The organism is Fusobacterium sp. JB019, assembly GCA_030673965.1.
Lineage (GTDB): Bacteria > Fusobacteriota > Fusobacteriia > Fusobacteriales > Fusobacteriaceae > Fusobacterium_B.
Genome location: JAUTCN010000009.1, coordinates 1 through 22,512, shown reverse-complemented (window position 1 = coordinate 22,512; position 22,512 = coordinate 1). Strand labels below are relative to the sequence as shown.

Sequence of the window (22,512 nt, the reverse complement as noted above, 5' to 3'; positions counted from 1 at the left end):
GAATAAAAATGAAAAATTGGTATATTTATATTTTAAGATGTGGGGACAATAGTTTATATACAGGCATAACTAATGATATTGAAAAAAGATATGAGAAACATAAAAGTGGAAAAGGAGCAAAGTATACTAAAATTAAAGGGGTAAAAGGAATAGAAATTACCTTTGTTTCTAAAAATCGGAGTGAAGCTTCAAAAATTGAGTATATTTTAAAGAAAAAAGTGAAAAAAAATAAAGAGTTATTAGTGACAAATCAAGAAGAAAGAAAAAAATTTATAAAAATTATAGAAAAAAAATATAAAATAATAATAGAAGAAAACGTTGGTAAATAAGGGTATGTGTTAAATTTCTAAAAAAAAGCGGAAAAAAAGCGAAAAAAATTATTGACACAAGTTAGTAAATGTGATATTATTATTCTTGTCTTGAGGAAAAGAAAAACATCTTAACTTAAGAAGCCTGGGTGGCGGAACAGGTAGACGCACGGGACTTAAAATCCCGTGGTATCTTGATACCGTGCCGGTTCGATTCCGGCCCTAGGCACCATATCGCGGGGTAGAGCAGTTGGCAGCTCGTCGGGCTCATAACCCGAAGGTCATAGGTTCAAGTCCTATCCCCGCCACCAAAACCAAATAATAGATTTACAAATGCGGGAATAGCTCAGTTGGTAGAGCGTCAGCCTTCCAAGCTGAATGTCGCGAGTTCGAACCTCGTTTCCCGCTCCAGAATATGCGTCATTAGCTCAGCTGGTAGAGCACACGACTTTTAATCGTGTTGTCACAGGTTCAAATCCTGTATGACGCACCATCTATTCATTTGTGTCTGTAGCTCAGCTGGATAGAGCAACGCCCTTCTAAGGCGTGGGTCAGGGGTTCGAATCCCTTCAGACACGCCATATAGAAATAAAAAAAGAATAATTTAACACATGGTAGATTATAGAAACGTATGGATCTATAGCTCAGCTGGTTAGAGCACTCGGCTCATAACCGAGTGGTCATTGGTTCAAATCCAATTAGATCCACCATTTTATGCCCCGTTCGTTCAACGGTTAGGACATCAGATTTTCACTCTGGAGACAGGGGTTCGATTCCCCTACGGGGTACCATATGTGCTGGAGAGCTATCCTAATTGGTAAGGAATCGGTCTTGAAAACCGACGCCGCAAGGCTTCAGAGTTCGAGTCTCTGGTTCTCCGCCATTTTTTTTTAGAATTAAATATTTGTTTGGCCAGATAGCTCAGTCGGTAGAGCAGGGGACTGAAAATCCCCGTGTCGGTGGTTCGATTCCGCCTCTGGCCACCACTTGGTCGCATAGCTCAGTTGGGAGAGCACCTGCCTTACAAGCAGGGGGTCACAGGTTCAAGTCCTGTTGTGACCACCATTATATGCGGGGGCGTAGCTCAGTTTGGTTAGAGCACCAGCCTGTCACGTTGGGGGTCGCGAGTTCGATTCTCGTCGCTCCCGCCATTAAGAAAGTCAAAGAGATGTATAACATCTCTTTTTTTTATTGTTATATTAAAGCTACATGATTAAGGATATTACTAAAAAGGATAAAAAAATGCTCGTTAATAAAATTGACAAAAGTACCTTTATTGTTTAAAATTTAAACATAAATATATAAAATAATTATTAGAATTTATATAATTTTGTTGTGTGTGTAAAAATAAAAAAATTATTGAGGTGATTTTGTGAAAAAAACAAAAATAGTTTGTACAATAGGCCCTAAAAGTGAGTCTAAAGAGATGTTAACAAAACTTATAAAAGCTGGAATGAATGTTATGAGATTAAACTTTTCTCATGGAAGTCATGAAGAACATGCAGAAAGAATAGCAACATTAAGAGAAATAAAAATAGAAACAGGATTAAAAGCGGCAATACTTTTAGATACAAAAGGTCCTGAAATAAGAACAATAAAATTAGAAAATGGGGAAGATGTTAAATTAATTGCTGGACAAAAATTTACAATAACTACAGATAAAGCAGTTGTTGGAAATAAAGATAAAGTAGCAGTTACTTATGATAATTTTGCATCTGACTTATCTTTAGGAGATATAGTTTTAATTGATGATGGTTTGATAGAAATGAAAGTAGATGAAATAGAAGGGCAGGAAGTTAGATGTACTGTTTTAAATAACGGAGAATTAGGAGAGAATAAAGGAGTTAATCTACCTAATGTAAATGTTAATTTACCAGCACTTGCGAAGAAAGACGTTGCAGATTTAAAATTTGGATGTGAACAAGGAGTAGATTTTGTAGCAGCGTCGTTTATAAGAAAAGCTGAAGATGTTAAGGAGGTTAGAAAGATCCTTACTGAAAATGGTGGAGAAGCAATAAAGATAATTTCAAAAATAGAAAATAAAGAGGGATTAGATAATTTTGAAGAAATTTTAAAATATTCAGATGGAATAATGGTTGCAAGAGGAGATTTGGGAGTTGAAATACCTGTAGAAGAGGTTCCTTTTGCTCAAAAAATGATGATAGAAAAGTGTAATGAAGCTGGAAAACCAGTAATAACAGCAACACAAATGCTAGATTCGATGATAAATAATCCAAGACCAACAAGAGCGGAAGCTAATGATGTGGCTAATGCAATATTAGATGGAACAGATGCAGTTATGTTATCAGGGGAAAGTGCTAAAGGGAAATATCCTGTAGAAGCAGTAAAGGTAATGACTAGAATAGCAGAAAAGACAGATCCATTATTATATAGTAATGTTGATTATGATAGAAAAGGAAAATTAACTATTACAGAAGCTGTTGCAAAAGGATGCGTGGATGCAGCAGAAGTTTTACATGCAAAATTAATAGTTGTTGGAACTGGTTCTGGAAGAGCAGCGAGAAGTTTAAGAAAATATTTTCCAACAGCAAATATAATGGCAATTACTAATAATCAAAAATCATTTAATCAATTACTTTTAACAAAAGGTGTAGTTCCTTATTTGAGCGAAGATATAAAAACATTAAAAGGATTTATGGAGCATGCAGAAAAAGCAGCTTTAGGATTAGGGTTAGTAGAATCTGGAGATATAATAGCAGCAACATGTGGAGAAGAAGTTTTCATTCAAGGAACAACTAATACTTTAAAAATAATAAAAGTTAGATAATTAAATAAATATAAATATTTTAAGTGTTAACAGATTTTAAGGAGGAAGAAATGACAAAAATAGTTGACGTAATAGCTAGAGAAATATTAGATTCAAGAGGAAATCCAACTGTAGAAGTAGATGTAGTTTTATCTTGTGGTGCTGAAGGAAGAGCAGCAGTTCCATCAGGAGCCTCTACAGGAGTTCATGAAGCTGTAGAATTAAGAGATGGAGATAAATCAAGATATTTAGGAAAAGGAGTATTAACAGCTGTAAAAAATGTTAATACTGAAATAAAAGAAATGTTATTAGGGATGGATGCTTTAGATCAAGTGAAAATTGATAAAGCTATGATAAAATTAGATGGAACTCCAAATAAAGGAAGATTAGGAGCTAATGCTATATTAGGTGTTTCATTAGCAGTTGCAAAGGCAGCAGCAGCAGCAGAAGGAATGCCTTTATATAAATATTTAGGTGGAGTAAATGCAAAAGAATTACCTCTTCCTATGATGAACATTTTAAATGGAGGATCACATGCTGATTCTGCAGTAGATGTTCAAGAATTCATGATTCAACCAGTAGGAGCTAAAGATTTTCATGAAGCTATGAGAATGGGAGCTGAAGTTTTCCATAACTTAGGGAAATTATTAAAAGCTAATGGAGATTCTACAAATGTAGGAAATGAAGGAGGATATGCTCCGGCAAATATAAATGGAACAGAAGGTGCTTTAGATATGATGGTAGAAGCTATCAAAAAAGCAGGTTATGAACCAGGAAAAGATATAACATTTGCTATAGACTCAGCTTCAAGTGAATTTTATAATGAAGAAACTGGAAACTATGAATTTAAAAGAGAAGGTGGAGTTGTAAGAACATCTGATGAGATGGTAGATTGGTATAAATCTTTAGTTGAAAAATATCCAATAACATCAATAGAAGACGGATTAGCTGAAGATGATTGGGATGGATGGAAAAAATTAACAGCAGCTATAGGAGATAAAACTCAAATAGTTGGTGATGATTTATTTGTAACTAATACTGAAAGATTAGCAAGAGGAATAAAAGAAAAAGCAGCAAACTCAATATTAATTAAACTTAATCAAATAGGAACATTAACAGAAACTTTAGATGCTATTGAAATGGCAAAAAGAGCAGGAATGACTGCAGTAGTTTCTCATAGATCAGGGGAAACTGAAGATGCAACAATAGCTGATTTAGTAGTTGGTGTTAATGCTGGACAAATAAAAACAGGGTCAACTTCAAGAACTGACAGAATGGCAAAATACAACCAATTATTAAGAATTGAACAAGAATTAGGAGAAATGGCTCAATATAACGGAATAGATGTATTTTATAATGTATCTAAATAATTAATTAAAATTAAATGGCTATCTAGTTATATAGATAGCCATTTTTTTATTTTAGACAAAAAAGTTTAATTTTTATAAAAATCGTGGTATTATAATAGGGTGAAGTTGTAATAAGGCATATAAAGTGTTAGGTAATCAAACAAACAGTATGCTTAAACTATTATTTAAAGGGAGGATTGTATGATAACAAGTATTTATAGTTATTTTTCATTGTTGATTTTATTTGTAACATTAGTATTATTTTTACAAATTAAAGTAAAGTTACCTATTTTTAAGTTTATTCCAGGTTTAACTTTTATTTATTTTGGGGGTATGATAGGAGCATCGTTGCATATCTGGCAATTAACTCCAGAAATATCTCATTTTATAGGCGGTTTAAAATATTATTTATTACCAATGATGCTGTTCTTATTATTGCTAAAGAATGATATCAGAGATATATTTAAATTAGGGCCTAAGTTAGTAGGATCTTTCTTGGCAGTGACAGCAAGTATAATAATTGGGTTTATAATTGTATTTATGGCATTTAAATCTAAATTGGATATGGATGCGTGGCAAACATTTTCAATACTTTCTTCATCTTGGATTGGTGGTTCAACAAATATGGCTGCTACTCAAGTTGGATTAGGTGTAAAAGAAGGATCTCAAGCGTTAACTTATGCATTTTTAATGGATAATATTTGTGCTTCTTTCTGGTTAGTTATGCTGATTACTTTGGCTCCAATGAGAGAAAAATTTAATAAGTTTTCAGGAGCTCATAGTGCAGACGTAGACGAAATAATTAAAAGTATTCATTTATCAGCAGAAGCGAATAAAGATAAAAGAGATTATGAGTTTATGGATTTTATGTTAACTTTAGGGCTAGGATTAGGAGTGGCTGGAATAGTTTTAGTTCTAGGGAAACAAGTTGTGCACCCTTCTAATTTACAACAAGGAGCTTTTTTATATGGATTAAGAAACTTCTTTAGTGGTTCAGGTTGGGTAGTTATTTTAGCAACTGTATTTGGATTAATAGGTAGTACAACACCATTAAAAAGGATAAAAGGAACAGATCATATAGGAAGTGTTCTTTTATATATTGTTGTTGCATTAATAGCAACAGCAACAGATTTTTCAACAATTAGCTTTAGTGAAGCGGCGATATATATAATTGCAGGATTCTTAATCTTAGGTTTCCATTTAATTGTTTTATTAATTATGGCTAAAATATTTAAATTAGACTTATATATTTGTGGAATAGCTTCTCAAGCAAATATAGGTGGAACGGTATCAGCTCCTATATTAGCAGGAACTTATGATGAAGCATTAATTCCGGCAGGATTGATGATGGGAATATTAGGATCTGCGATGGGTACTGTAACAGCTTTAATGTTAGCGAAATTATTAATTATACTATAAATAGAGTTATATAAAAAGCTTAAAATAGAAGCACACTTTAAATTAATTTCTAAAGTGTGTTTTTAATTTATATGAAACAAAAAAGAATGTAGAAATTATATTAAAATGTACATAAAATCATATTGAAGGATAAAAATTAGTATGGTATACTTTAGTATATGCTAAAAAAAGAGACAGCATTTAGGAGGGGAGTTATGGGAAAAGTATTAGTGGTAACATCTGGTAAAGGTGGAGTAGGTAAAACTACAACATCAGCCAATATAGGAGCAGGATTGGCTCTTAAGGGCAAAAAGGTTTTGCTTATAGATACTGATATAGGCCTTAGAAATTTAGATGTTGTTATGGGTTTGGAGAACAGAATAGTTTATGATATAGTTGACCTAATAGAAGGACGTTGTAAAATAAAGCAAGCCTTAGTAAAAGACAAAAGAAATATTAATTTAAATTTATTACCTGCTGCTCAAACAAGAGATAAAACAGATGTTACTCCAGAGCAAATAAAGCAGTTGGTAGAGGCGCTTAGAGAAGATTTTGATTATATTATAATGGATTGTCCCGCAGGAATAGAACAAGGCTTTAAAAATGCGATTGTAGCAGCAGACGAGGCTATAATAGTTACAACTCCAGAAATGTCAGCAGTAAGAGATGCTGATAGAATAATTGGATTATTAGCTGCTGAAGAGATAGATAAAATAACTCTAATTATTAATAGAATAAAAATTGAGATGGTTAAGCAAGGTAACATGTTAAGTGTGGATGATGTTTTAGAAGTACTTAGAATAAAATTATTAGGAGTTGTTCCAGACGATGAGACTATAGTTATTTCTACAAATAAGGGAGAACCGTTAGTTTATAAAGGAAAATCTTTAGCTGCTCAGAGTTATAAAAATATAGCAAGTAGACTCTTAGGAGAAAACATAGAATTTTTAGACTTGGATTTAGGAAAAGGGTTTTTAAGAAAGTTAAGAAATATTTTTGGAAGCTAATTTAATATAAAAGCAAAAAAAAGTTGACAAGATAAGGATAGTATGATATTATTAAATGCAATCTTGATGCCGCTTTAGCTCATCTGGTAGAGCAACTGACTTGTAATCAGTAGGTGACTGGTTCGATTCCGGTAAGCGGCACCATTATTTTGCCCCGTTCGTTCAACGGTTAGGACATCAGATTTTCACTCTGAAGACAGGGGTTCGATTCCCCTACGGGGTACCATAATAATTTAATAAGTCGGTGAGGTTCCCGAGTGGTCAAAGGGAGCAGACTGTAAATCTGCCAGCTCAGCTTTCGAAGGTTCAAATCCTTCCCTCACCACCACTTGGTCGCATAGCTCAGTTGGGAGAGCACCTGCCTTACAAGCAGGGGGTCACAGGTTCAAGTCCTGTTGTGACCACCATAAAAATGATATAAAATGGGGGCGTAGCTCAGTTTGGTTAGAGCACCAGCCTGTCACGTTGGGGGTCGCGAGTTCGATTCTCGTCGCTCCCGCCATTTAAAATATTAGAGAGATGTTAAGCATCTCTTTTTTTTCTTTAAAAAAAAATAAGTTTATGTTAAAATATAAACCATAGTAAAGAATAGGGGGAATTGTAAATGAATAATGTATATAATGTTTTGAAAGAACGTGGATATTTGAAACAATTCACAGATGAAGAAAATATAGAGAAATTATTATCAGAAGAAAAGATTACGTTTTATATAGGATTTGATCCTACTGCGGATAGTTTACATGTGGGTCATTTTATAGCTATGATGTTTATGGCACATATGCAAAAATTTGGTCATAGACCAATTGCATTAATCGGTGGGGGAACTGCTATGATTGGTGATCCAAGTGGAAGAACTGATATGAGACAAATGATGACAAAAGAAACTATTGCTCATAACGTTGCTTGTATAAAAAAACAAATGGAAAAATTTATTGATTTTTCAGATGATAAAGCAATTTTGGCGAATAATGCAGACTGGTTATTAAAATTAAATTATATTGATTTTATAAGAGAAATAGGATCATGTTTTTCTGTAAATAGAATGTTAGCTGCAGAGTGTTTTAAGTCAAGAATGGAAGCAGGACTATCTTTTTTAGAATTTAATTATATGCTAATGCAAGGATATGATTTCTATATTTTAAATAAAAAGTATAACTGTAAAATGGAATTGGGTGGAGATGATCAGTGGTCAAATATAATTGCAGGAATAAATTTAGTTAGAAAAAAAAGTCAAAAAACAGTTTATGGAATGACTTGCACATTATTAACTAATAGCGAAGGCAAAAAAATGGGAAAAACAGCAAAAGGAGCTTTGTGGCTTGATCCTGAAAAGACAACACCGTATGAATTTTATCAATATTGGAGAAATATAGATGATGCTGATGTTGAAAAATGTTTATCATTATTAACATTTATACCTATGGATGAAGTTAGAAAATTATCTTCTTTAAAAGATGCAGAAATAAATAAAGCAAAAGTAGTTTTGGCTTATGAAGTTACAAAAATGATTCATGGTGAAGAAGAAGCTCAAAAAGCAAAAGCTGCTTCAGAAGCTTTATTTGGTAAAGGAAATGATATGAAAGATGTTCCGACTATAGAGATGGAAAAGATAAAGTTAGGTTCATCATTGTTAGATATACTGGCAGAAGAAAAAATAATAAAGACTAAAAGTGAAGGAAGAAGATTAATTCAACAAAATGCAGTTTCTATTGATGGATTAAAAGTAAAAGATGTTCATTTTTTATTAGAAGAAAATATTTTTGATGATGGTGAAATATTAGTTAAAATAGGAAAGAAGAGATTTCAGAAGATAATTTTAAAATAAAAGGTGGTATATTTGATTATTTTAAGAGAAACAATAGAAGATGATATTGAAAATATATACTTGAATGTACATGATAAATATGTGAAAAAATACTATAAAGGAAATGAGAAAAGTCAATGGAAAACTCATAAAAAATGGTATAAATTTCTTATAAAGTCAGATTATTATGAACTATATACAGTCTTAGATGACGAACAGTCTTTTTTGGGGTATGTTAAATTTGAAATCGATGGAGAATGTGCTATTATAAATGTTTATATAATAGAAAGTATTCGTGGGAAAAGGTATAGTGAAAAAATAATTGAGTTAAGTTTAAATAAAATAAGAAAGAAGAGACAAGATATTTCTATTGTTTTAGCTTATATATTGGAGGAAAATTTATTTTCAAAAAAAGCATTTGCTAGATTAGGTTTTATATTTGATTGTATGGAAAAATACAAGGGTGTAGAGCATATGCTTTTTATAAAATGTTTAAATTAATAGGGACGGATTATTCCGTCCTTTTTTCTTAATTAAGATAAGGAGTGATTATGCTGAAAGAAGAAAAGAATAAGGTTGAAGTTATTTTATCTGTTTTGGAAAAAAAATTTGGAGATCCTAAATGTGCATTAAATTATACAACTCCTTTTGAATTGTTGATTGCTGTTATGTTGTCAGCTCAGTGTACAGATAAAAGAGTTAATATTGTTACTGATAAAATGTTTAAAGAAGTAAATACTCCAGAAGGATTTTCTATATTAGAGTTAGAGGAAATAGAAGTTAAAATAAAAAGTACAGGATTTTATAAAAATAAATCAAAAAATATAAAGAAAACAAGTAAACAAATTTTAGAAAATTATAATGGAAAAGTTCCTAAAAAAATGGAAGATTTATTAAAATTAAATGGAGTTGGGAGAAAAACAGCAAATGTAGTTAGAGGAGAACTTTGGGGATTAGCTGATGGGATAACAGTAGACACTCATGTAAAAAGATTGAGTAAAATGATTGGCTTAACAAAAGAACAGTCTCCAGATAAGATTGAAAAAGATTTAATGAAGATAGTTCCTAAAAATAAATGGATACAATTTTCTCATTTTTTGATACTTCAGGGAAGAGATAAATGTATAGCGAGAAGACCTAAATGTTCAGAGTGTGAAATTAATACTATTTGCGAAACTTATAAAAAGGCAAAGAATAATTCTTGACAAAAATAGTAAGGAATGGTATAAATTAGGTATCAAATGGTAGGAGTTGATAGAATGAAAATTTATTTAGATAACAATGCAACTACAAAATTAGATGATGAAGTTTTTGAAAGTATGGTTCCTTATTTTAAAGAAGAGTATGGGAATGCCTTTAGTCTTCATTTATTTGGGAGGGAAACTGGAAAGGCAGTACGTGATGCTAGGAAAAAAATAGCAGATGTTCTAGAGGTAAAACCAGAAGAAATAATTTTTACAGGGTCAGGTACTGAATCAGATAACATAGCAATAAGAGGGATAGCAAGAGCGTATAAAAATAGAGGTAAGCATATAATATTAAGTTCGATAGAACATCCAGGAGTAAGAAATACATGTAAAGATCTAGAGAGAGAAGGATTTGAAATAACTGAGGTAGATGTTGATAAAAATGGAGTTTTAAAGATAGAGGATTTAAAAAATGCTATAAAAGAGGATACTATTTTAATCACAGTTATGCATGCTAATAATGAAAGTGGAGCAATTCAACCTATAGAAGAGATAGCTGAAATAGCTAATAAAAATAGGATATTGTTTCATGTTGACGCTGTTCAAAGCATGGGAAAAAAAGAAATAAAGCCTAAAGAAATAGGTATAGACACATTAGCTTTTACAGCTCATAAATTTTATGGACCTAAAGGAGTCGGAGGATTATATATAAGAAATGGAGTTAGAATAGGAAAAGTTATTACAGGAGGAGGTCAGGAAAAGAAATTAAGACCAGGGACAACCAATACACCTCTTATCGTAGGAATGGCAACAGCTTTAAATAAAATATATAAAAATAAAGAAGAGGAAGAAAAAAGAATTTCAGAATTAAGAGATTATTTTGAAAGTGAAGTATTAAAAAGAATTCCTCAAGTAATTATAAATTCAAAAGAAGCAGAAAGATTAGCAGGGACCTCGAGCATAACTTTTAAATATATAGAAGGAGAATCAATTTTGCTTCATTTAAGTTTAAAAGGAATAGCTGTAAGTTCAGGATCAGCATGTTCATCAGATGAGTTACAAGCTTCTCATGTGTTGTTAGCTATGGGAGTTCCAGTAGAATTTGCTCATGGAACAATAAGATTTAGTATTGGAAAATATAACACAAAAAAAGAAATAGATTATACTTTGGATAATTTAGTTGAAATAATAGAAAAGTTAAGAAAAATGTCTCCTTTGTGGGATGAAAATAAAAATTAGGGGGAAGGTAATGGAGTATACAGATAAAGTAATGGATCATTTTAGTAATCCTAGAAATATGGGAGTGATAGATAATCCAGATGGCTATGGGAAAATAGGAAATGCTTCTTGTGGAGATATAATGGAAATTTTTTTAAAAATAGAAAATGAAATTATTGTAGATGTTAAATTTAGAACTTTTGGGTGTGCATCTGCTATAGCATCCTCTTCAGTTTCTACAGAGATGATTCTAGGGAAAACAGTAGAAGAAGCTTTAGAGGTTACTAATAAAAAAGTGGTGGAAGCTTTAGGAGGATTACCAGCAGTAAAAATGCATTGTTCAGTTCTTGCGGAAGAAGCTATAAAAGCAGCAATAGAAGATTATTTATCAAAGAAAAAATAAACTATTAAAAATTAATCTAAAGATTATAGATAGCCTTACTTGATATAAAACTTTAGTTGACAAAAAGTGTGAAATGTGGTAATATTATTGGCGTGGAGAGCTATCCTAATTGGTAAGGAATCGGTCTTGAAAACCGACGCCGCAAGGCTTCAGAGTTCGAGTCTCTGGTTCTCCGCCATAATGGTGAAGTGGCAGAGTGGCCGAATGCGCTCCCCTGCTAAGGGAGTGTACCGCTTAAACGGTACCGAGAGTTCAAATCTCTCCTTCACCGCCATTAAAATATTAGGTAGGTTAGCTACCTTTTTTTATTTTTGTACTCGTAGCTCAACTGGATAGAGCACTTGACTACGGATCAGGGGGTTGGGGGTTCGACTCCTCTCGAGTACGCCATAAATATAAGAAAACACTTGACAATGTTAATACATTCAAGTATAATGAGTGGGTATTAAATAAAAGAAGAAACCCCTGTTTCTCACCTTTTGGGCAAAAGCCTTATCAGGTTAAATTTTTAAAATAAATTTATTTTGATTATACAACAGGGTTATGTAGCCTTGTTTTTTTTTATAAAGTTTTTAATAGGAGGTGTCGGCTATTTCTGACAAAATTAGAATTAATGAAAGAATAAGAGGGAAAGAGTTTAGGATTATATCAAATTCAGGAGAACAAATGGGTATAATGACAGCTTCAGCAGCTTTAAATGAAGCTAGAAAATTAGATCTTGACTTGGTTGAGATATCACCATCAGCAAAGCCACCGGTTTGTAAAATAATGGATTATGGTAAGTATAAATATGAACAAACTAGAAAAGCCAAAGATGCTAAAAAGAAACAAAAAATGGTTGTAGTGAAAGAAGTTAAAGTAAGAACTAGAATAGATGTTCACGACCTAGAAACAAAGATGAAAAATATACAAAAATTCTTAGAAAAAGATAATAAAGTAAAAGTTACTTTAGTTCAATTTGGAAGAGAAAGAAGTTATGAAGGTATGGGAATAGCTCTATTAGATCAAATTGCAGAAAGATTTAAAGAGAGTGCGGATATAGAGAAAAGATATAGGGATGCACAAAAACATTTATTGATGACATTAAAGAAGTAGTATTTAAGTAATTGAGAGGAGGAACATACAATGCCAAAAATGAAAACTCATAGAGGAACAGCAAAAAGAGTGAAAGTAACAGGAACAGGAAAATATGTAGTAAAACATTCAGGAAAAAGTCACATATTAACTAAAAAGACAAGAAAAAGAAAAAATAAAATGAAGAAAGACTTTGTACTTTTAGATGTATATAAAAAGCACATGGTTTCTTTATTGCCATATGGAACAGGAAGATAATAGCTAATTTTAATAGATAGGAGGATAAGATGAGAGTTAAAACTGGTGTAGTAAGAAGAAGAAAGCATAAAAAGATTTTAAAAGCTGCTAAAGGATTCAGAGGAGCTTCTGGAGACGTAGTAAAGCAAGCTAAACAAGCAGTAATGAGAGCAATGGCTTTCTCTACAAGAGATAGAAAAGTAAGAAGAAGAAAAATGAGACAATTATGGATCATTAGAATAAATGCAGGGGCAAGACTAAATGGAATGACTTACTCAACATTTATGAATGGATTAAAAAGATCTGGTGTTGAATTAGATAGAAAAGTTTTAGCAGATATGGCATTAAATAATGCAGAAGGATTTGCAAAATTAGCAGATGCTGCAAAAGCGGCGTTAGCATAGATAAAAATAATTAAGCAGAGCTTTGCTCTGCTTTTTTTATTTTTCAGTATATACATATAAAGGTTCTTTGTCAACTGGTGTTGATGGAGAAAAATAACAAAAATTATATAATAATTTTTGTTTCTTCAGCTTTATGCTGAAGAAATTTTTATTGTCGTTAAATTAACGCTAATAAAGCGCTTAAAATCTATATAATTTCTAGTTTTAATAAAGAATATTAAATTTTGATAAATAGTATAAGCTTCTTCTAATTCATAAAATTTTAGTAACAATTTTTTCTTCAGAAAATTTAAGTTCATCTAAAAAACTTTAGATATAATTCCTTTAATAATATATTTTTTTACTTGTCTCAATTTTTTTGCAAATATCAATACCAAATATTATAGACCCCATATAAAAAGCTAGCATATTAATATGCTAGCTTTTTAAAATTTATAATAGGTATTTATTTTAATTTAGATAGAAATCTATCAATATCAATAATAAATCTTTCATGTGTAGCTTCACCTATAACTTTATCATTATGAGTAGCAACTACTTTAAAAGTAAGTTTTTTACCGTCTATTTTATATAATTCGGCTTTACAAGTAATTTCATCGCCTATTTTATTTGCTTTAACATGTTTCATATTCATAGAAATTCCAACAGTAGATTCTCCATCTTTAAGAAAAGGTGTGACAATATCTAGTGATGTTTTTTCCATAAATGCAATAAGAAAAGGTGTTCCATAAACATCTAGAGTTCCAGAAGCAGCTTTAGCAGCAGTTTCATCAGGTGTAACTATTTTTTTGTGACTAAGTTTTAATCCTTCTTTAAGCATAAAATTCCTCCATAGTTATTTAATTTAAGATACTTATAGTATACCTATTTAATTAAAATATTTCCAGTCATTTCTGTAGGAATTTTAATTCCTAGTATTTTTAGCATTGTTGGAGCAATATCTGCTAGTTTACCATCATTTAATTTAATTTCTTTAGAGTTATTAGAAACATAAAGAAAAGGAACTAAATTTGTAGTGTGGGCAGTATAAGGAGTTTTAGTGTTAGGATCTACCATTAATTCAGCATTACCATGATCTGCAGTAATAAGAACAGTTCCATCTAGTTCTAAGATTTTATCAACTATTTTTTTCATACATTGATCAACTGTTGAGATTGCTTTTTCAGCAGCTTCTAAAACTCCTGTATGTCCTACCATATCAGGATTTGCAAAATTTAAAATAAAAACGTCATATTTTTGACTATCTAAAGCTTCAATAGCGGCATCAGTTACTTCAAAAGCAGACATTTCAGGTTTTAAATCATAAGTAGCAACTTTAGGTGAAGCAATTAATTTTCTATCTTCACCAGGATATTGATTTTCTTTTCCTCCGTTAAAGAAAAAAGTTACATGAGCATATTTTTCAGTTTCAGCAGTTCTAAATTGTTTTAATCCAGCATTAGAGACAACTTCTCCCAAAGTATTTATTATTTCAGAATCCGTATAAATAATAGGGGCATTAATAGTTGAATCGTACTGTCTCATGCAATAAACTTCTATTGGTTCAATGTTTCTATTGAAGTAAGAAAAATTAAAATCATTTAAAGCTCTAGTTATCTGTCTAGCTCTATCAGGTCTAAAATTAAAATTTATAAAAATATCATTTTCTTTGATAAGACCTTCTTTTTCTATAACTGTAGGCTCAAAAAATTCGTCAGTTATATGATTTAAATAAGAAGAAGAAATGGCTTCTTTAGTTGACAAAGCAATATTACCATTCCCAAGAGTCATGTTATCATAAGCTTTTTTAGTTCTGTCCCAATTTTGATCTCTATCCATTGCAAAATATCTTCCTGAAATAGTAGCTATTTTTCCAACTCCTAATTCGTTCATTTTATTTTCAACTAATTCTAAAAAATTAATTCCAGAAGAAGGAGGAGTATCTCTACCATCTAAAAAAGCATGAAGGTAGACTTTTTTTAAATTATATTTTTTGGCCATTTCTAGTAATCCAAAAATATGATTTATATGAGAATGAACTCCTCCATCAGAGACTAGTCCTCCTAGATGAAGAGAAACATTATTTTTTTTAGCCAAAGAAAAAGCTTTTACTAAATTTTCTTTTTTAAAAAAATCTCCAGTTTTTATGTCTTTTGTAATTTTAACAAGAGGTTGGTATATAACTCTACCAGCTCCAATATTAAGATGTCCTACTTCAGAATTTCCCATTTGTCCTTTAGGAAGTCCAACAGCTTCTCCTGAAGCTTCTAATTTTGAATGAGGATAGTTTGAAATTAAATTTGTAAATTCCTTGGGATTGGCACTTTTAATAGCATTAACACAAGAATTACATTCATTTATTCCCCAACCATCTAAAATCATTAACATTAAAGGTTTTTTATTCATTTTTTATCCTTTCGTTTGAATTATTATAATGCAGCTTTTATAATATCAGAGAAATCTTTAGCATTTAAAGAAGCTCCTCCAATAAGTCCACCATCAATATTTTCTTGAGAAAGTAATTCTTTGGCATTATTAGGTTTCATAGATCCGCCGTATTGAATTGTAATTTCTTCAGCAACTTTCCCGAACATTTCTTTTAAAACTTTTCTTATTTCTTTATGAGTTTCTTCAGCAATTTCAGGTGTAGCAGTTTTTCCAGTTCCAATAGCCCAAACAGGTTCGTAAGCTACAATTATATTTTTAGCTTCTTCTAAAGATATACCAGCTAAACCTTCTTTAATTTGAAGAGTAATAACTTCATTAGTTTTTTCAGTTTCTCTATCCTCTAATTGTTCTCCGATACAAAATATAGGTGTCATATCATAAGATAAAACACATTTTATTTTTTCATTTATAAAAGCATTAGATTCTTTAAAATAATCTCTTCTTTCTGAATGTCCAAGAATAACGTATTCTACACCAATATCTTTTAACATTGCGGGAGAAATTTCTCCTGTATAAGCTCCTGCTTCTTTAGGATATACATTTTGAGCAGCTATTTTTATATTAGAATTTTCTACAGTTTTGACAGCGTCAGATAGGGCAGTAAAAGGTGTTCCTATTACAATTCCTATTTTATCTGTTCCATCAATACCTTGAATCTTTTCTTTAAGCTCACTTAAAATTGTGACAGTTTCTTTGTTAGTTTTGTTCATTTTCCAGTTTCCAGCGATAATTGTTTTTCTCATTTGAATCCTCCTTGTAAAATTTACTAAAATAGTTTATCTTTTAAATTTTATCATATTTTTCTATAAAACTCTAATTAAGAAAATAGCAATAAATTGATATTTTTTGAGTAAAAATTAAACTAAATAGAAGAAATATTTTTATGAAAAGATTTAGCGGCAGCTATAGAAAAAATAAATATAGAATTAGGTTTTCCTTTTTTTAGAATTTCTTTTTTTATTTCTTTAACAGTATTTCCAGTTGTAATTATGTCATCTATAATTAATATGTTTTTATTTGAAATATTAAAAGGAATTGAAAAAGAAGATTTTATATTTAAGTGTCTAGCATTATTGCTTTTTAATAATGACATAGGATAAGTGTTTTTATTTCTAATGATTTTTTTATATTTAATATTTAGTAAATCTAAAATATAATTGACTTGATTAAACCCTCTAGATCTATATTTTTCTTTGCTGATTGGGACGGGAATTATTAAATTTATATGATTAAGTTTTATAATTTGATAAAGATCTTTTTTTATTAGAGAAGCTATTAAAAGGCCAATATATTTTTTGTTATAGAATTTATAATTCTTTATGAGAAGTTTAACATTAGGATTATAATCTAATAAAAAATAAACATTTTTAAAATTTCTCAGATGGATCTTTTTAATTAGATCTTTTCTGCAACTTGAGCAGATATAAAAGGAATTTTTATTTAAAATTTCATTGCAAATACAGCATTTATTTGAAAAAATAAATGTTTTAATTGGCTGTATTTTTTTGAGGATTGACATTTAAAATGTTTTCCTTTGATTTGTTCAATATTTTAGCTGAATAAATTTCAGTATAGCCACAGTTAGAGCATATTTTTAAATAATAAGTTCCAATATCTAATTTTAATTTATAATTTTTTTCTGGCAAAACTATAGTTTCTACAAAATAATCCTCGTTTCCACATTTTACACATTTAAAATCCAAATTCATCACCCCATATTATATTTTTTAACCATTTATAAGAGTAGTTATTTTTTTTATAAAAAATAATTGCATCAAAACGAATGCTAAAATCAAATAAATTGTTTTTATATAAAAATTGTTTAGCGGATAAAAAAATTCTTCTTCTTTTTTTGTAATCAATAGAGTTTTCTCCAAATCCAAAGTTATTTGAAGATCTTTGCTTAACCTCTACAAAAATAATTAAATTTTTATTTTTGGCGATTAGATCAATTTCTCCATATCTAGTATAATAGTTTTTATCTATGATTTTATAACCTTTAGAGGTTATAATTTCAGAAGCTATTTTTTCAAAATAATAACCTTGTTCTCGGTTATTTTTAAAGTACATTTATGATTTGTGAGGTCCTAAAATTTTTTTTAAAAAAGTTTTTCTGTGAATTGGTAAAGGACCTTTTTGTAGTAAAATTTCCCGATGTAATTTGGTACCATAACCTTTATGTTTTTCAAAATAATATTCAGGATAATAGTTTGCAAACTTTTTCATGATATTATCTCGGGATACTTTGGCTATTATAGAGGCTGCTGCAATTGAGAGAGATTTAGAATCTCCTTTAATTAAAAATTCTTGTTTTCCAAGGAAATTTTTAATTAATTTATTTCCATCGACGATTACTTTATCGTAAGAAAAATTATTTTTAGTTATATCTTCTAGAGCTCTATTCATAGCGATAAAAGTAGCGTTTAAAATATTATATTTATCTATTTCTTCTACAGTAGCGATACCTATTCCTACCTCACAGTTAGTTATTATTTTGTCAAAAAGAAGCTCTCTTTTTTTTTCGCTTAATTTTTTAGAATCATTGATATCGTTGAAAAAATCATGGTGTTCTTTTATTTTTACAGCGGCAGCAACAACGGGTCCTGCTAAAGGACCTCTTCCGGCTTCATCGACGCCGATAATATTTCCTTGTTCTAAATCAAAAGTGTATAAATTATTCATAATTATCTCCTAAAATATTTTTATCATTTATTTCAAGCTTTAGGTTTTTTAAAGTTTTTAAAAAATCTGCGGGCAAATTGCCTTTAAGAGTTATATTTTCATTTGTTATAGGATGGTAAAATCTTAAAACGTAAGCATGTAGCATTTGACGTGATGTTAATTTTGATGAGGTACCATAAGTATCATCTCCTAAAATAGGGTGATTTAAATATTTTAAATGAACTCTTATTTGATGAGTTCTACCAGTTTCAATATTAACTTTGAGTAAACTAAAATTAGTTGTTTCGTCAATTACTTTAAAGTTTGAAATTGCAAGTTTTCCATTTTTTTTAACTACTGCCATCCTTTTTCTATCTTTTGGATCTCGTCCGATTAAGTTTTCTAATCTAAATTTTTTTTCTTTGAAAGTTCCTTTGCAAATAGCAAGATATGTTTTAGCAATTTTTTTTTCTTTAAACATAGTTACTAATTTTTCATGAGCTAAATCTGTTTTTGCAATAATTATAAGTCCACTGGTATTTTTATCTAATCTATGAACAATGCCGGGTCTAATAGGATCATCTTCTAAATTAGATAAGGAACTAAAGTTGTAAAGAAGAGCATTAACGAGAGTTCCGCTATAATTATTTTGCGCAGGATGAACTGTCATATTTGGAGGTTTATTAATAACAGCAATGAACTTGTCTTCGTATACAATATCTAAAAGAATTTTTTCTTCCTTTATTTTTTGTATTTTTTCTTCAGGAAGATTAACTTGTATTTTTTGATTTTTTTTTAATTTTAAACTACATTTATTAATTGTTTTACTGTCTACCTGAACATAGTTATTTTCTATTAAAAATTGAATGTAATTTCTGCTTTTTCCAGGTATATTTTTTTGAATAATAGTGTCGATTCTTTTTTTTTCTGAAAAATTATCCACACTAAAAATTATAGTTTTCATATATACTCTCCAATAAATTTATGTGATATAAATAATTATATCATTAGTTCAAGTAAAAGAGAACTGGAAATAAAAAAACTTGACATTAAGAATTAAAAGTGTTATTATCCATACAATAAACAGTAAAATAATAATTTAGGTAGAGGTTGCAAATGACAAGAGTATTAACTAGAGCTGAGAAGCTAGGAAAGTTAAGAAAGGGGATTTTGCCGAAAGATTTAAGAAGCGATTTTTAAATTCTTGGGATTATAGAGAATATCTATAATACTGACATTAGAAATAACTAATGTAGAGCTATCAAGTAATTTTTAGATATTTAGTTTTATAGAGCTATATTTATTTCGTAATTACTCTACCGTTCATTTTGAATGGTAGTTTTTTTTTACCTAAAATTCATTATTTTAATTTTAACTTTAAATAATTTTAGGGAGGTTATTTTATGGCACAGGAAAGAAGAGGTTGGTTTATAGAAATACTAAAACTATCTCCAGTAGTTTTATTAGCGGTTTTAATGGTTGTATTAGGGTTAGATGTTTTGGTTGCAGCGCCGATAGCAACGGTTTATGCAGCGATTGTTGCGTTTGTTACGGAGAAATTTAGTTTTCAAGAAATTGTGGATAAAGCAGTAGATAATGTAAAAGAAATTCAGTTAGTGTTTTTTATATTAATGTTAGCTTACGCAATGGCAGAAACTTTTATGGCTTCGGGAGTTGGGGCTTCGATTATAATTATGTCTCTTAATTTTGGGCTAACAGCTAAAACAATTGCAGTAACAGGGATAATAGTAACTAGTGTTTTATCTGTTGCAATAGGTACATCTTGGGGAACGTTTGCAGCTTGTGCTCCAGTTTTTTTATGGTTAAATCATATTGTTGGAGGAAACGTAGTATTAACTACAGCAGCAATAGCAGGAGGAGCATGTTTTGGAGATAATATAGGGTTAATTTCAGATACGACAGTAGTAAGCTCAGGTATTCAAAAGGTAGAAGTTATTCATAGAATAAAACATCAAGGTGTTTGGTCTTTAGGGTGTTTATTTCTTAGTATAATTGCCTTTTATGTAGCATCAGTAGTGATGGGATTGCCGGATACAGTAGGAAGTGCAAATGATGCGATTAGTCAAATACCTCAAGAGGTTTGGGCAGCATTAGCTGAAAAAAGAGAGTCAGCAGTTATTTTATTAAATCAAGTACAAGAAGGAGTGCCTTTATATATGATGTTGCCGTTATTATTAGTTTTAATAACAGCAATAAAAGGGTTGCCTACTTTATTATGTTTGTTTTCTGGAATAATCTCTGCCTTGATATTTGGTCTTTTTGCAGGAACAATAACAAGTGTTCCTAACTTCATTAATCTTATGTATACTGGGTTCGAAGGTGCTGGTTCTTGGGTAATTGTGATGATGATGTGGGTAGCTGCATTTGGCGGAATAATGGGAAGCATAAATGCTTTTGAACCGTTATCGAGAATAGCTAAAAATCTTTCTAGAAATGTAAGACAACTAATGTTTTTTAACGGAGTTTTTTCTATTTTAGGAAATGCAGCTTTATCAGATGAAATGGCTCAAATAGTTACTATAGGACCAATTATTAGAAATCTTGTAGATGAAAATGTTGAGGGGTCTGAAGAAGCTTTATATAAATTAAAATTAAGAAATGCAACTTTTAGTGATGCTTTAGGAGTTTTTGGTTCTCAATTAATTCCATGGCATGTTTATATAGGGTTTTATGTAGGAATAGCTTCAGTTGTTTATCCATTGTATAGTTTTACAGCTTTAGATATAATAAGATATAATTTTTTAGCGATGATAGCTGTTGCCTCAATTTTAATACTGACTTTAACAGGGTTAGATAGATTAATTCCATTATTTGGATTGCCTAGAGAACCAGAAGTTAGATTAAAAAAATAAAAGATAATGAATTTTAAAACCTCCTCCTCAAATTTTATATATTTGAGGAGGAGGTTTTTTTTATTAAATTAAAATGTTATAATTGATATCTAGAAATTAGAAAAGGGGTATATATAATGAAATATTACTTATTGAACATATTGTTAGTGTTTTTATTAAACTCGAATTTCATATTAGCTAAGGAAATTTTAGATAAAAAAAATATAGAGTATAAGTCTTATCTTTTAGGAGACGAAAAAGGAAATGTTTTTTTAGGTGAAAATATAAAAGAAAAAATGCCGCTAGCATCTTTAACAAAAATGATGACGCTTTTAGTAACTTTTGATTTTATAGAATCAGGAAAAATAAAAAAAGAAGATCTTGTTATAATGGATGAAGAATCAAATAGTTTAGGTGGGAGTAGGATTTGGATAAAAACAGGAACTAAAATAAGTGTAAAAGATTTGATAAAGGCAACAGCAATACATTCAGCAAATAATGCAGCATACGTTTTAGCTAAATACGTTGGGCATGGAGATGTAAATAAATTTGTTGGATTAATGAATGAAAAAGCAAAGAAATTAGGTATAGGTGAAGAATTGAATTATTATACTCCTACAGGATTACCACCAAGTATGACTGGTAAAAATATGGATATAGGAACTTCAGAGGGAATATATAAATTATCAAAAGAAGCCTTAAAATGTAAAGAATATATAAAAATTGCTTCCCAAAAAAAAGAAAAAATATTAAAGGGGCAAATAAGTTTCAAGAATAGAAATAAACTTTTGGGAAAAGAGGGCATTTATGGAATAAAAACAGGGCATCATGATGCTGCTGGTTATAATATAGCTATAGCAAGCAAGAATAATAACATGAATATTATTTATGTAATATTAGGGAGCCCCGATGAAAAAACAAGAGATGAAAAAGTAGAAACGGACATTTCAGATTTTTACAATGATTTTAAGCATGAAGTTATATTAAGAAAAGATGTTCCTTTAGCTGTAATTAAAATAAAAAAAGGAACAGAACAATTTTTAGAGGTATATCCAGATAAAGAAGTAGAAAAAATTTATTCAAAAGATAAAAAAGTAAAAATAATTTTAAAGTTAGATGGAGAAATACATGCTCCTATAGAAAAAATGGAAAAAATAGGGGAATTTGAATTATTTTTAGATGGAAAAAAAATAAATGAAGGTTATATAATTTCAAGGGATAGAATAATAAAAAAAAAATAATTCAAGTTGAAAGTATAAAAAAATAAAATAAAAGTAAAAAAAATGTTGACATAAGTTGTGGAAAGTGGTATTATACTTCTTGTCCGCAAGAGAAGCGAACGAAGGACATTAACAACAGAATAGAGAAGTTTAACAAGATAAGCAAGCAAACCTTAAATGGTGTTTAAAGAAACAA

23 protein-coding genes, 19 tRNA genes, 1 riboswitch and 1 other annotated feature are annotated in these 22,512 nt (G+C 30.0%); of the genes, 34 read left to right on the top strand and 8 right to left on the bottom strand.

Annotated features, from left to right (window positions below):
* Nucleotides 1-8 precede the first annotated feature (8 nt).
* The 32 genes from Q7K47_07120 (at nucleotide 9) to rplT (ending at nucleotide 13,156) form a co-directional block, all read left to right on the top strand.
* Nucleotides 9-329 (top strand): GIY-YIG nuclease family protein, encoded by a 321-nt coding sequence (locus Q7K47_07120; GenBank protein MDP0506976.1) that lies wholly within the window; start codon nucleotides 9-11, stop codon nucleotides 327-329.
* 122 nt (nucleotides 330-451) lie between these two features.
* Nucleotides 452-540: transfer RNA gene (locus Q7K47_07115), tRNA-Leu, on the top strand.
* Between the two features lie 3 nt (nucleotides 541-543).
* A tRNA-Met gene (locus tag Q7K47_07110) sits at nucleotides 544-619 on the top strand.
* Between the two features lie 24 nt (nucleotides 620-643).
* Nucleotides 644-719, top strand: a tRNA-Gly gene (locus tag Q7K47_07105).
* 6 nt (nucleotides 720-725) lie between these two features.
* Nucleotides 726-801 (top strand) — tRNA-Lys (locus Q7K47_07100).
* Between the two features lie 11 nt (nucleotides 802-812).
* Nucleotides 813-889 (top strand) — tRNA-Arg (locus Q7K47_07095).
* A gap of 52 nt (nucleotides 890-941) precedes the next feature.
* Nucleotides 942-1,018, top strand: a tRNA-Ile gene (locus Q7K47_07090).
* Nucleotides 1,019-1,024: 6 nt separating this feature from the next.
* A tRNA-Glu gene (locus tag Q7K47_07085) sits at nucleotides 1,025-1,099 on the top strand.
* Between the two features lie 8 nt (nucleotides 1,100-1,107).
* Nucleotides 1,108-1,191 (top strand) — tRNA-Ser (locus Q7K47_07080).
* 27 nt (nucleotides 1,192-1,218) lie between these two features.
* Nucleotides 1,219-1,294: transfer RNA gene (locus tag Q7K47_07075), tRNA-Phe, on the top strand.
* 3 nt (nucleotides 1,295-1,297) lie between these two features.
* Nucleotides 1,298-1,373: transfer RNA gene (locus tag Q7K47_07070), tRNA-Val, on the top strand.
* Between the two features lie 8 nt (nucleotides 1,374-1,381).
* Nucleotides 1,382-1,459, top strand: a tRNA-Asp gene (locus Q7K47_07065).
* Nucleotides 1,460-1,680: 221 nt separating this feature from the next.
* Nucleotides 1,681-3,096 carry a pyruvate kinase PykF gene (gene pykF / locus Q7K47_07060; protein MDP0506975.1) on the top strand — a complete coding sequence of 472 codons (1,416 nt, stop codon included), beginning with the start codon at nucleotides 1,681-1,683 and terminating at the stop codon, nucleotides 3,094-3,096.
* Between the two features lie 50 nt (nucleotides 3,097-3,146).
* Complete coding sequence (gene eno, locus Q7K47_07055) at nucleotides 3,147-4,445, top strand: phosphopyruvate hydratase (GenBank protein ID MDP0506974.1); 1,299 nt, start codon at nucleotides 3,147-3,149, stop codon at nucleotides 4,443-4,445.
* A 180-nt stretch (nucleotides 4,446-4,625) separates the two neighbouring features.
* Entirely contained in the window at nucleotides 4,626-5,843 is a 1,218-nt protein-coding gene (locus Q7K47_07050) for a DUF819 family protein (protein ID MDP0506973.1), read from the top strand.
* A 194-nt stretch (nucleotides 5,844-6,037) separates the two neighbouring features.
* Entirely contained in the window at nucleotides 6,038-6,829 is a 792-nt protein-coding gene (gene minD / locus Q7K47_07045; GenBank protein MDP0506972.1) for a septum site-determining protein MinD, read from the top strand.
* Between the two features lie 68 nt (nucleotides 6,830-6,897).
* A tRNA-Thr gene (locus tag Q7K47_07040) sits at nucleotides 6,898-6,973 on the top strand.
* Between the two features lie 7 nt (nucleotides 6,974-6,980).
* Nucleotides 6,981-7,055 (top strand) — tRNA-Glu (locus Q7K47_07035).
* Between the two features lie 17 nt (nucleotides 7,056-7,072).
* Nucleotides 7,073-7,157, top strand: a tRNA-Tyr gene (locus Q7K47_07030).
* 3 nt (nucleotides 7,158-7,160) lie between these two features.
* A tRNA-Val gene (locus Q7K47_07025) sits at nucleotides 7,161-7,236 on the top strand.
* Between the two features lie 17 nt (nucleotides 7,237-7,253).
* Nucleotides 7,254-7,331 (top strand) — tRNA-Asp (locus Q7K47_07020).
* Nucleotides 7,332-7,433: 102 nt separating this feature from the next.
* Nucleotides 7,434-8,654, top strand: a complete 1,221-nt coding sequence (gene tyrS / locus Q7K47_07015) for a tyrosine--tRNA ligase (GenBank protein ID MDP0506971.1) — start codon at nucleotides 7,434-7,436, stop codon at nucleotides 8,652-8,654.
* A gap of 12 nt (nucleotides 8,655-8,666) precedes the next feature.
* Complete coding sequence (locus Q7K47_07010; GenBank protein MDP0506970.1) at nucleotides 8,667-9,134, top strand: GNAT family N-acetyltransferase; 468 nt, start codon at nucleotides 8,667-8,669, stop codon at nucleotides 9,132-9,134.
* A 50-nt stretch (nucleotides 9,135-9,184) separates the two neighbouring features.
* Nucleotides 9,185-9,838, top strand: a complete 654-nt coding sequence (gene nth / locus Q7K47_07005) for an endonuclease III (GenBank protein MDP0506969.1) — start codon at nucleotides 9,185-9,187, stop codon at nucleotides 9,836-9,838.
* 54 nt (nucleotides 9,839-9,892) lie between these two features.
* Nucleotides 9,893-11,059, top strand: a complete 1,167-nt coding sequence (locus Q7K47_07000; GenBank protein MDP0506968.1) for a cysteine desulfurase family protein — start codon at nucleotides 9,893-9,895, stop codon at nucleotides 11,057-11,059.
* A gap of 10 nt (nucleotides 11,060-11,069) precedes the next feature.
* The gene (nifU, locus tag Q7K47_06995; GenBank protein ID MDP0506967.1) at nucleotides 11,070-11,441 is read left to right on the top strand and encodes a Fe-S cluster assembly scaffold protein NifU; all 372 of its coding nucleotides are present in this window, start codon (nucleotides 11,070-11,072) and stop codon (nucleotides 11,439-11,441) included.
* A gap of 94 nt (nucleotides 11,442-11,535) precedes the next feature.
* Nucleotides 11,536-11,619: transfer RNA gene (locus tag Q7K47_06990), tRNA-Ser, on the top strand.
* Nucleotides 11,620-11,623: 4 nt separating this feature from the next.
* Nucleotides 11,624-11,715: transfer RNA gene (locus tag Q7K47_06985), tRNA-Ser, on the top strand.
* A 39-nt stretch (nucleotides 11,716-11,754) separates the two neighbouring features.
* Nucleotides 11,755-11,831 (top strand) — tRNA-Arg (locus Q7K47_06980).
* 57 nt (nucleotides 11,832-11,888) lie between these two features.
* Nucleotides 11,889-12,008: a sequence feature (ribosomal protein L20 leader region), on the top strand.
* A 15-nt stretch (nucleotides 12,009-12,023) separates the two neighbouring features.
* Nucleotides 12,024-12,536 carry a translation initiation factor IF-3 gene (gene infC, locus Q7K47_06975; protein ID MDP0506966.1) on the top strand — a complete coding sequence of 171 codons (513 nt, stop codon included), beginning with the start codon at nucleotides 12,024-12,026 and terminating at the stop codon, nucleotides 12,534-12,536.
* A gap of 30 nt (nucleotides 12,537-12,566) precedes the next feature.
* Entirely contained in the window at nucleotides 12,567-12,773 is a 207-nt protein-coding gene (gene rpmI, locus Q7K47_06970) for a 50S ribosomal protein L35 (GenBank protein MDP0506965.1), read from the top strand.
* Between the two features lie 29 nt (nucleotides 12,774-12,802).
* Nucleotides 12,803-13,156 carry a 50S ribosomal protein L20 gene (gene rplT / locus Q7K47_06965; protein ID MDP0506964.1) on the top strand — a complete coding sequence of 118 codons (354 nt, stop codon included), beginning with the start codon at nucleotides 12,803-12,805 and terminating at the stop codon, nucleotides 13,154-13,156.
* A 445-nt stretch (nucleotides 13,157-13,601) separates the two neighbouring features.
* On the opposite strand, the gene Q7K47_06960 is transcribed toward rplT, so the two are convergent.
* The 8 genes from Q7K47_06960 to Q7K47_06925 form a co-directional block, all read right to left on the bottom strand.
* Complete coding sequence (locus tag Q7K47_06960) at nucleotides 13,602-13,976, bottom strand: thioesterase family protein (GenBank protein ID MDP0506963.1); 375 nt, start codon at nucleotides 13,974-13,976, stop codon at nucleotides 13,602-13,604.
* A 44-nt stretch (nucleotides 13,977-14,020) separates the two neighbouring features.
* Nucleotides 14,021-15,541 carry a 2,3-bisphosphoglycerate-independent phosphoglycerate mutase gene (gene gpmI, locus Q7K47_06955; protein ID MDP0506962.1) on the bottom strand — a complete coding sequence of 507 codons (1,521 nt, stop codon included), beginning with the start codon at nucleotides 15,539-15,541 and terminating at the stop codon, nucleotides 14,021-14,023.
* 23 nt (nucleotides 15,542-15,564) lie between these two features.
* A complete protein-coding gene (gene tpiA, locus Q7K47_06950) occupies nucleotides 15,565-16,326 on the bottom strand; it encodes a triose-phosphate isomerase (protein MDP0506961.1) in 762 nt (253 codons plus the stop codon).
* 119 nt (nucleotides 16,327-16,445) lie between these two features.
* Complete coding sequence (locus Q7K47_06945) at nucleotides 16,446-17,102, bottom strand: phosphoribosyltransferase family protein (GenBank protein MDP0506960.1); 657 nt, start codon at nucleotides 17,100-17,102, stop codon at nucleotides 16,446-16,448.
* Entirely contained in the window at nucleotides 17,071-17,292 is a 222-nt protein-coding gene (locus Q7K47_06940) for a zinc ribbon domain-containing protein (protein ID MDP0506959.1), read from the bottom strand. Before Q7K47_06940 ends, Q7K47_06945 begins: the two co-directional genes overlap by 32 nt.
* Complete coding sequence (locus tag Q7K47_06935; GenBank protein MDP0506958.1) at nucleotides 17,276-17,653, bottom strand: YraN family protein; 378 nt, start codon at nucleotides 17,651-17,653, stop codon at nucleotides 17,276-17,278. Before Q7K47_06935 ends, Q7K47_06940 begins: the two co-directional genes overlap by 17 nt.
* A complete protein-coding gene (locus tag Q7K47_06930; protein MDP0506957.1) occupies nucleotides 17,654-18,265 on the bottom strand; it encodes a ribonuclease HII in 612 nt (203 codons plus the stop codon). It lies immediately after the preceding gene.
* Nucleotides 18,258-19,208 (bottom strand): RluA family pseudouridine synthase, encoded by a 951-nt coding sequence (locus tag Q7K47_06925; GenBank protein MDP0506956.1) that lies wholly within the window; start codon nucleotides 19,206-19,208, stop codon nucleotides 18,258-18,260. The genes Q7K47_06930 and Q7K47_06925 overlap by 8 nt, the downstream gene beginning before the upstream one ends.
* Before the next feature lie 132 nt (nucleotides 19,209-19,340).
* Nucleotides 19,341-19,513: riboswitch (Lysine riboswitch) on the top strand.
* A gap of 134 nt (nucleotides 19,514-19,647) precedes the next feature.
* On the opposite strand from Q7K47_06925, the gene Q7K47_06920 reads away from it, so the two are divergent.
* Nucleotides 19,648-21,117, top strand: coding sequence for a Na+/H+ antiporter NhaC family protein (locus tag Q7K47_06920; GenBank protein ID MDP0506955.1), 1,470 nt, complete (start codon nucleotides 19,648-19,650; stop codon nucleotides 21,115-21,117).
* 116 nt (nucleotides 21,118-21,233) lie between these two features.
* Nucleotides 21,234-22,337, top strand: a complete 1,104-nt coding sequence (locus Q7K47_06915) for a D-alanyl-D-alanine carboxypeptidase family protein (GenBank protein ID MDP0506954.1) — start codon at nucleotides 21,234-21,236, stop codon at nucleotides 22,335-22,337.
* Nucleotides 22,338-22,512 lie beyond the last annotated feature (175 nt).

Excerpts from the sequence above, each read along its gene's own strand:
- Q7K47_06935 (MDP0506958.1), bottom strand. The coding sequence starts at position 17,653 with ATGTACTTTAAAAATAACCGAGAACAAGGTTATTATTTTGAAAAAATA.
- gpmI (MDP0506962.1), bottom strand. The coding sequence starts at position 15,541 with ATGAATAAAAAACCTTTAATGTTAATGATTTTAGATGGTTGGGGAATA.
- Q7K47_06925 (MDP0506956.1), bottom strand. The coding sequence starts at position 19,208 with ATGAAAACTATAATTTTTAGTGTGGATAATTTTTCAGAAAAAAAAAGA.
- tyrS (MDP0506971.1), top strand. The coding sequence starts at position 7,434 with ATGAATAATGTATATAATGTTTTGAAAGAACGTGGATATTTGAAACAA.
- rplT (MDP0506964.1), top strand. The coding sequence starts at position 12,803 with ATGAGAGTTAAAACTGGTGTAGTAAGAAGAAGAAAGCATAAAAAGATT.
- Q7K47_06945 (MDP0506960.1), bottom strand. The coding sequence starts at position 17,102 with ATGTCAATCCTCAAAAAAATACAGCCAATTAAAACATTTATTTTTTCA.
- Q7K47_06930 (MDP0506957.1), bottom strand. The coding sequence starts at position 18,265 with ATGAATAATTTATACACTTTTGATTTAGAACAAGGAAATATTATCGGC.
- rpmI (MDP0506965.1), top strand. The coding sequence starts at position 12,567 with ATGCCAAAAATGAAAACTCATAGAGGAACAGCAAAAAGAGTGAAAGTA.
- nifU (MDP0506967.1), top strand. The coding sequence starts at position 11,070 with ATGGAGTATACAGATAAAGTAATGGATCATTTTAGTAATCCTAGAAAT.
- Q7K47_06960 (MDP0506963.1), bottom strand. The coding sequence starts at position 13,976 with ATGCTTAAAGAAGGATTAAAACTTAGTCACAAAAAAATAGTTACACCT.
- Q7K47_07120 (MDP0506976.1), top strand. The coding sequence starts at position 9 with ATGAAAAATTGGTATATTTATATTTTAAGATGTGGGGACAATAGTTTA.
- nth (MDP0506969.1), top strand. The coding sequence starts at position 9,185 with ATGCTGAAAGAAGAAAAGAATAAGGTTGAAGTTATTTTATCTGTTTTG.
- Q7K47_06915 (MDP0506954.1), top strand. The coding sequence starts at position 21,234 with ATGAAATATTACTTATTGAACATATTGTTAGTGTTTTTATTAAACTCG.
- Q7K47_07000 (MDP0506968.1), top strand. The coding sequence starts at position 9,893 with ATGAAAATTTATTTAGATAACAATGCAACTACAAAATTAGATGATGAA.
- Q7K47_07050 (MDP0506973.1), top strand. The coding sequence starts at position 4,626 with ATGATAACAAGTATTTATAGTTATTTTTCATTGTTGATTTTATTTGTA.
- Q7K47_06940 (MDP0506959.1), bottom strand. The coding sequence starts at position 17,292 with ATGAATTTGGATTTTAAATGTGTAAAATGTGGAAACGAGGATTATTTT.
- minD (MDP0506972.1), top strand. The coding sequence starts at position 6,038 with ATGGGAAAAGTATTAGTGGTAACATCTGGTAAAGGTGGAGTAGGTAAA.
- eno (MDP0506974.1), top strand. The coding sequence starts at position 3,147 with ATGACAAAAATAGTTGACGTAATAGCTAGAGAAATATTAGATTCAAGA.
- tpiA (MDP0506961.1), bottom strand. The coding sequence starts at position 16,326 with ATGAGAAAAACAATTATCGCTGGAAACTGGAAAATGAACAAAACTAAC.
- Q7K47_06920 (MDP0506955.1), top strand. The coding sequence starts at position 19,648 with ATGGCACAGGAAAGAAGAGGTTGGTTTATAGAAATACTAAAACTATCT.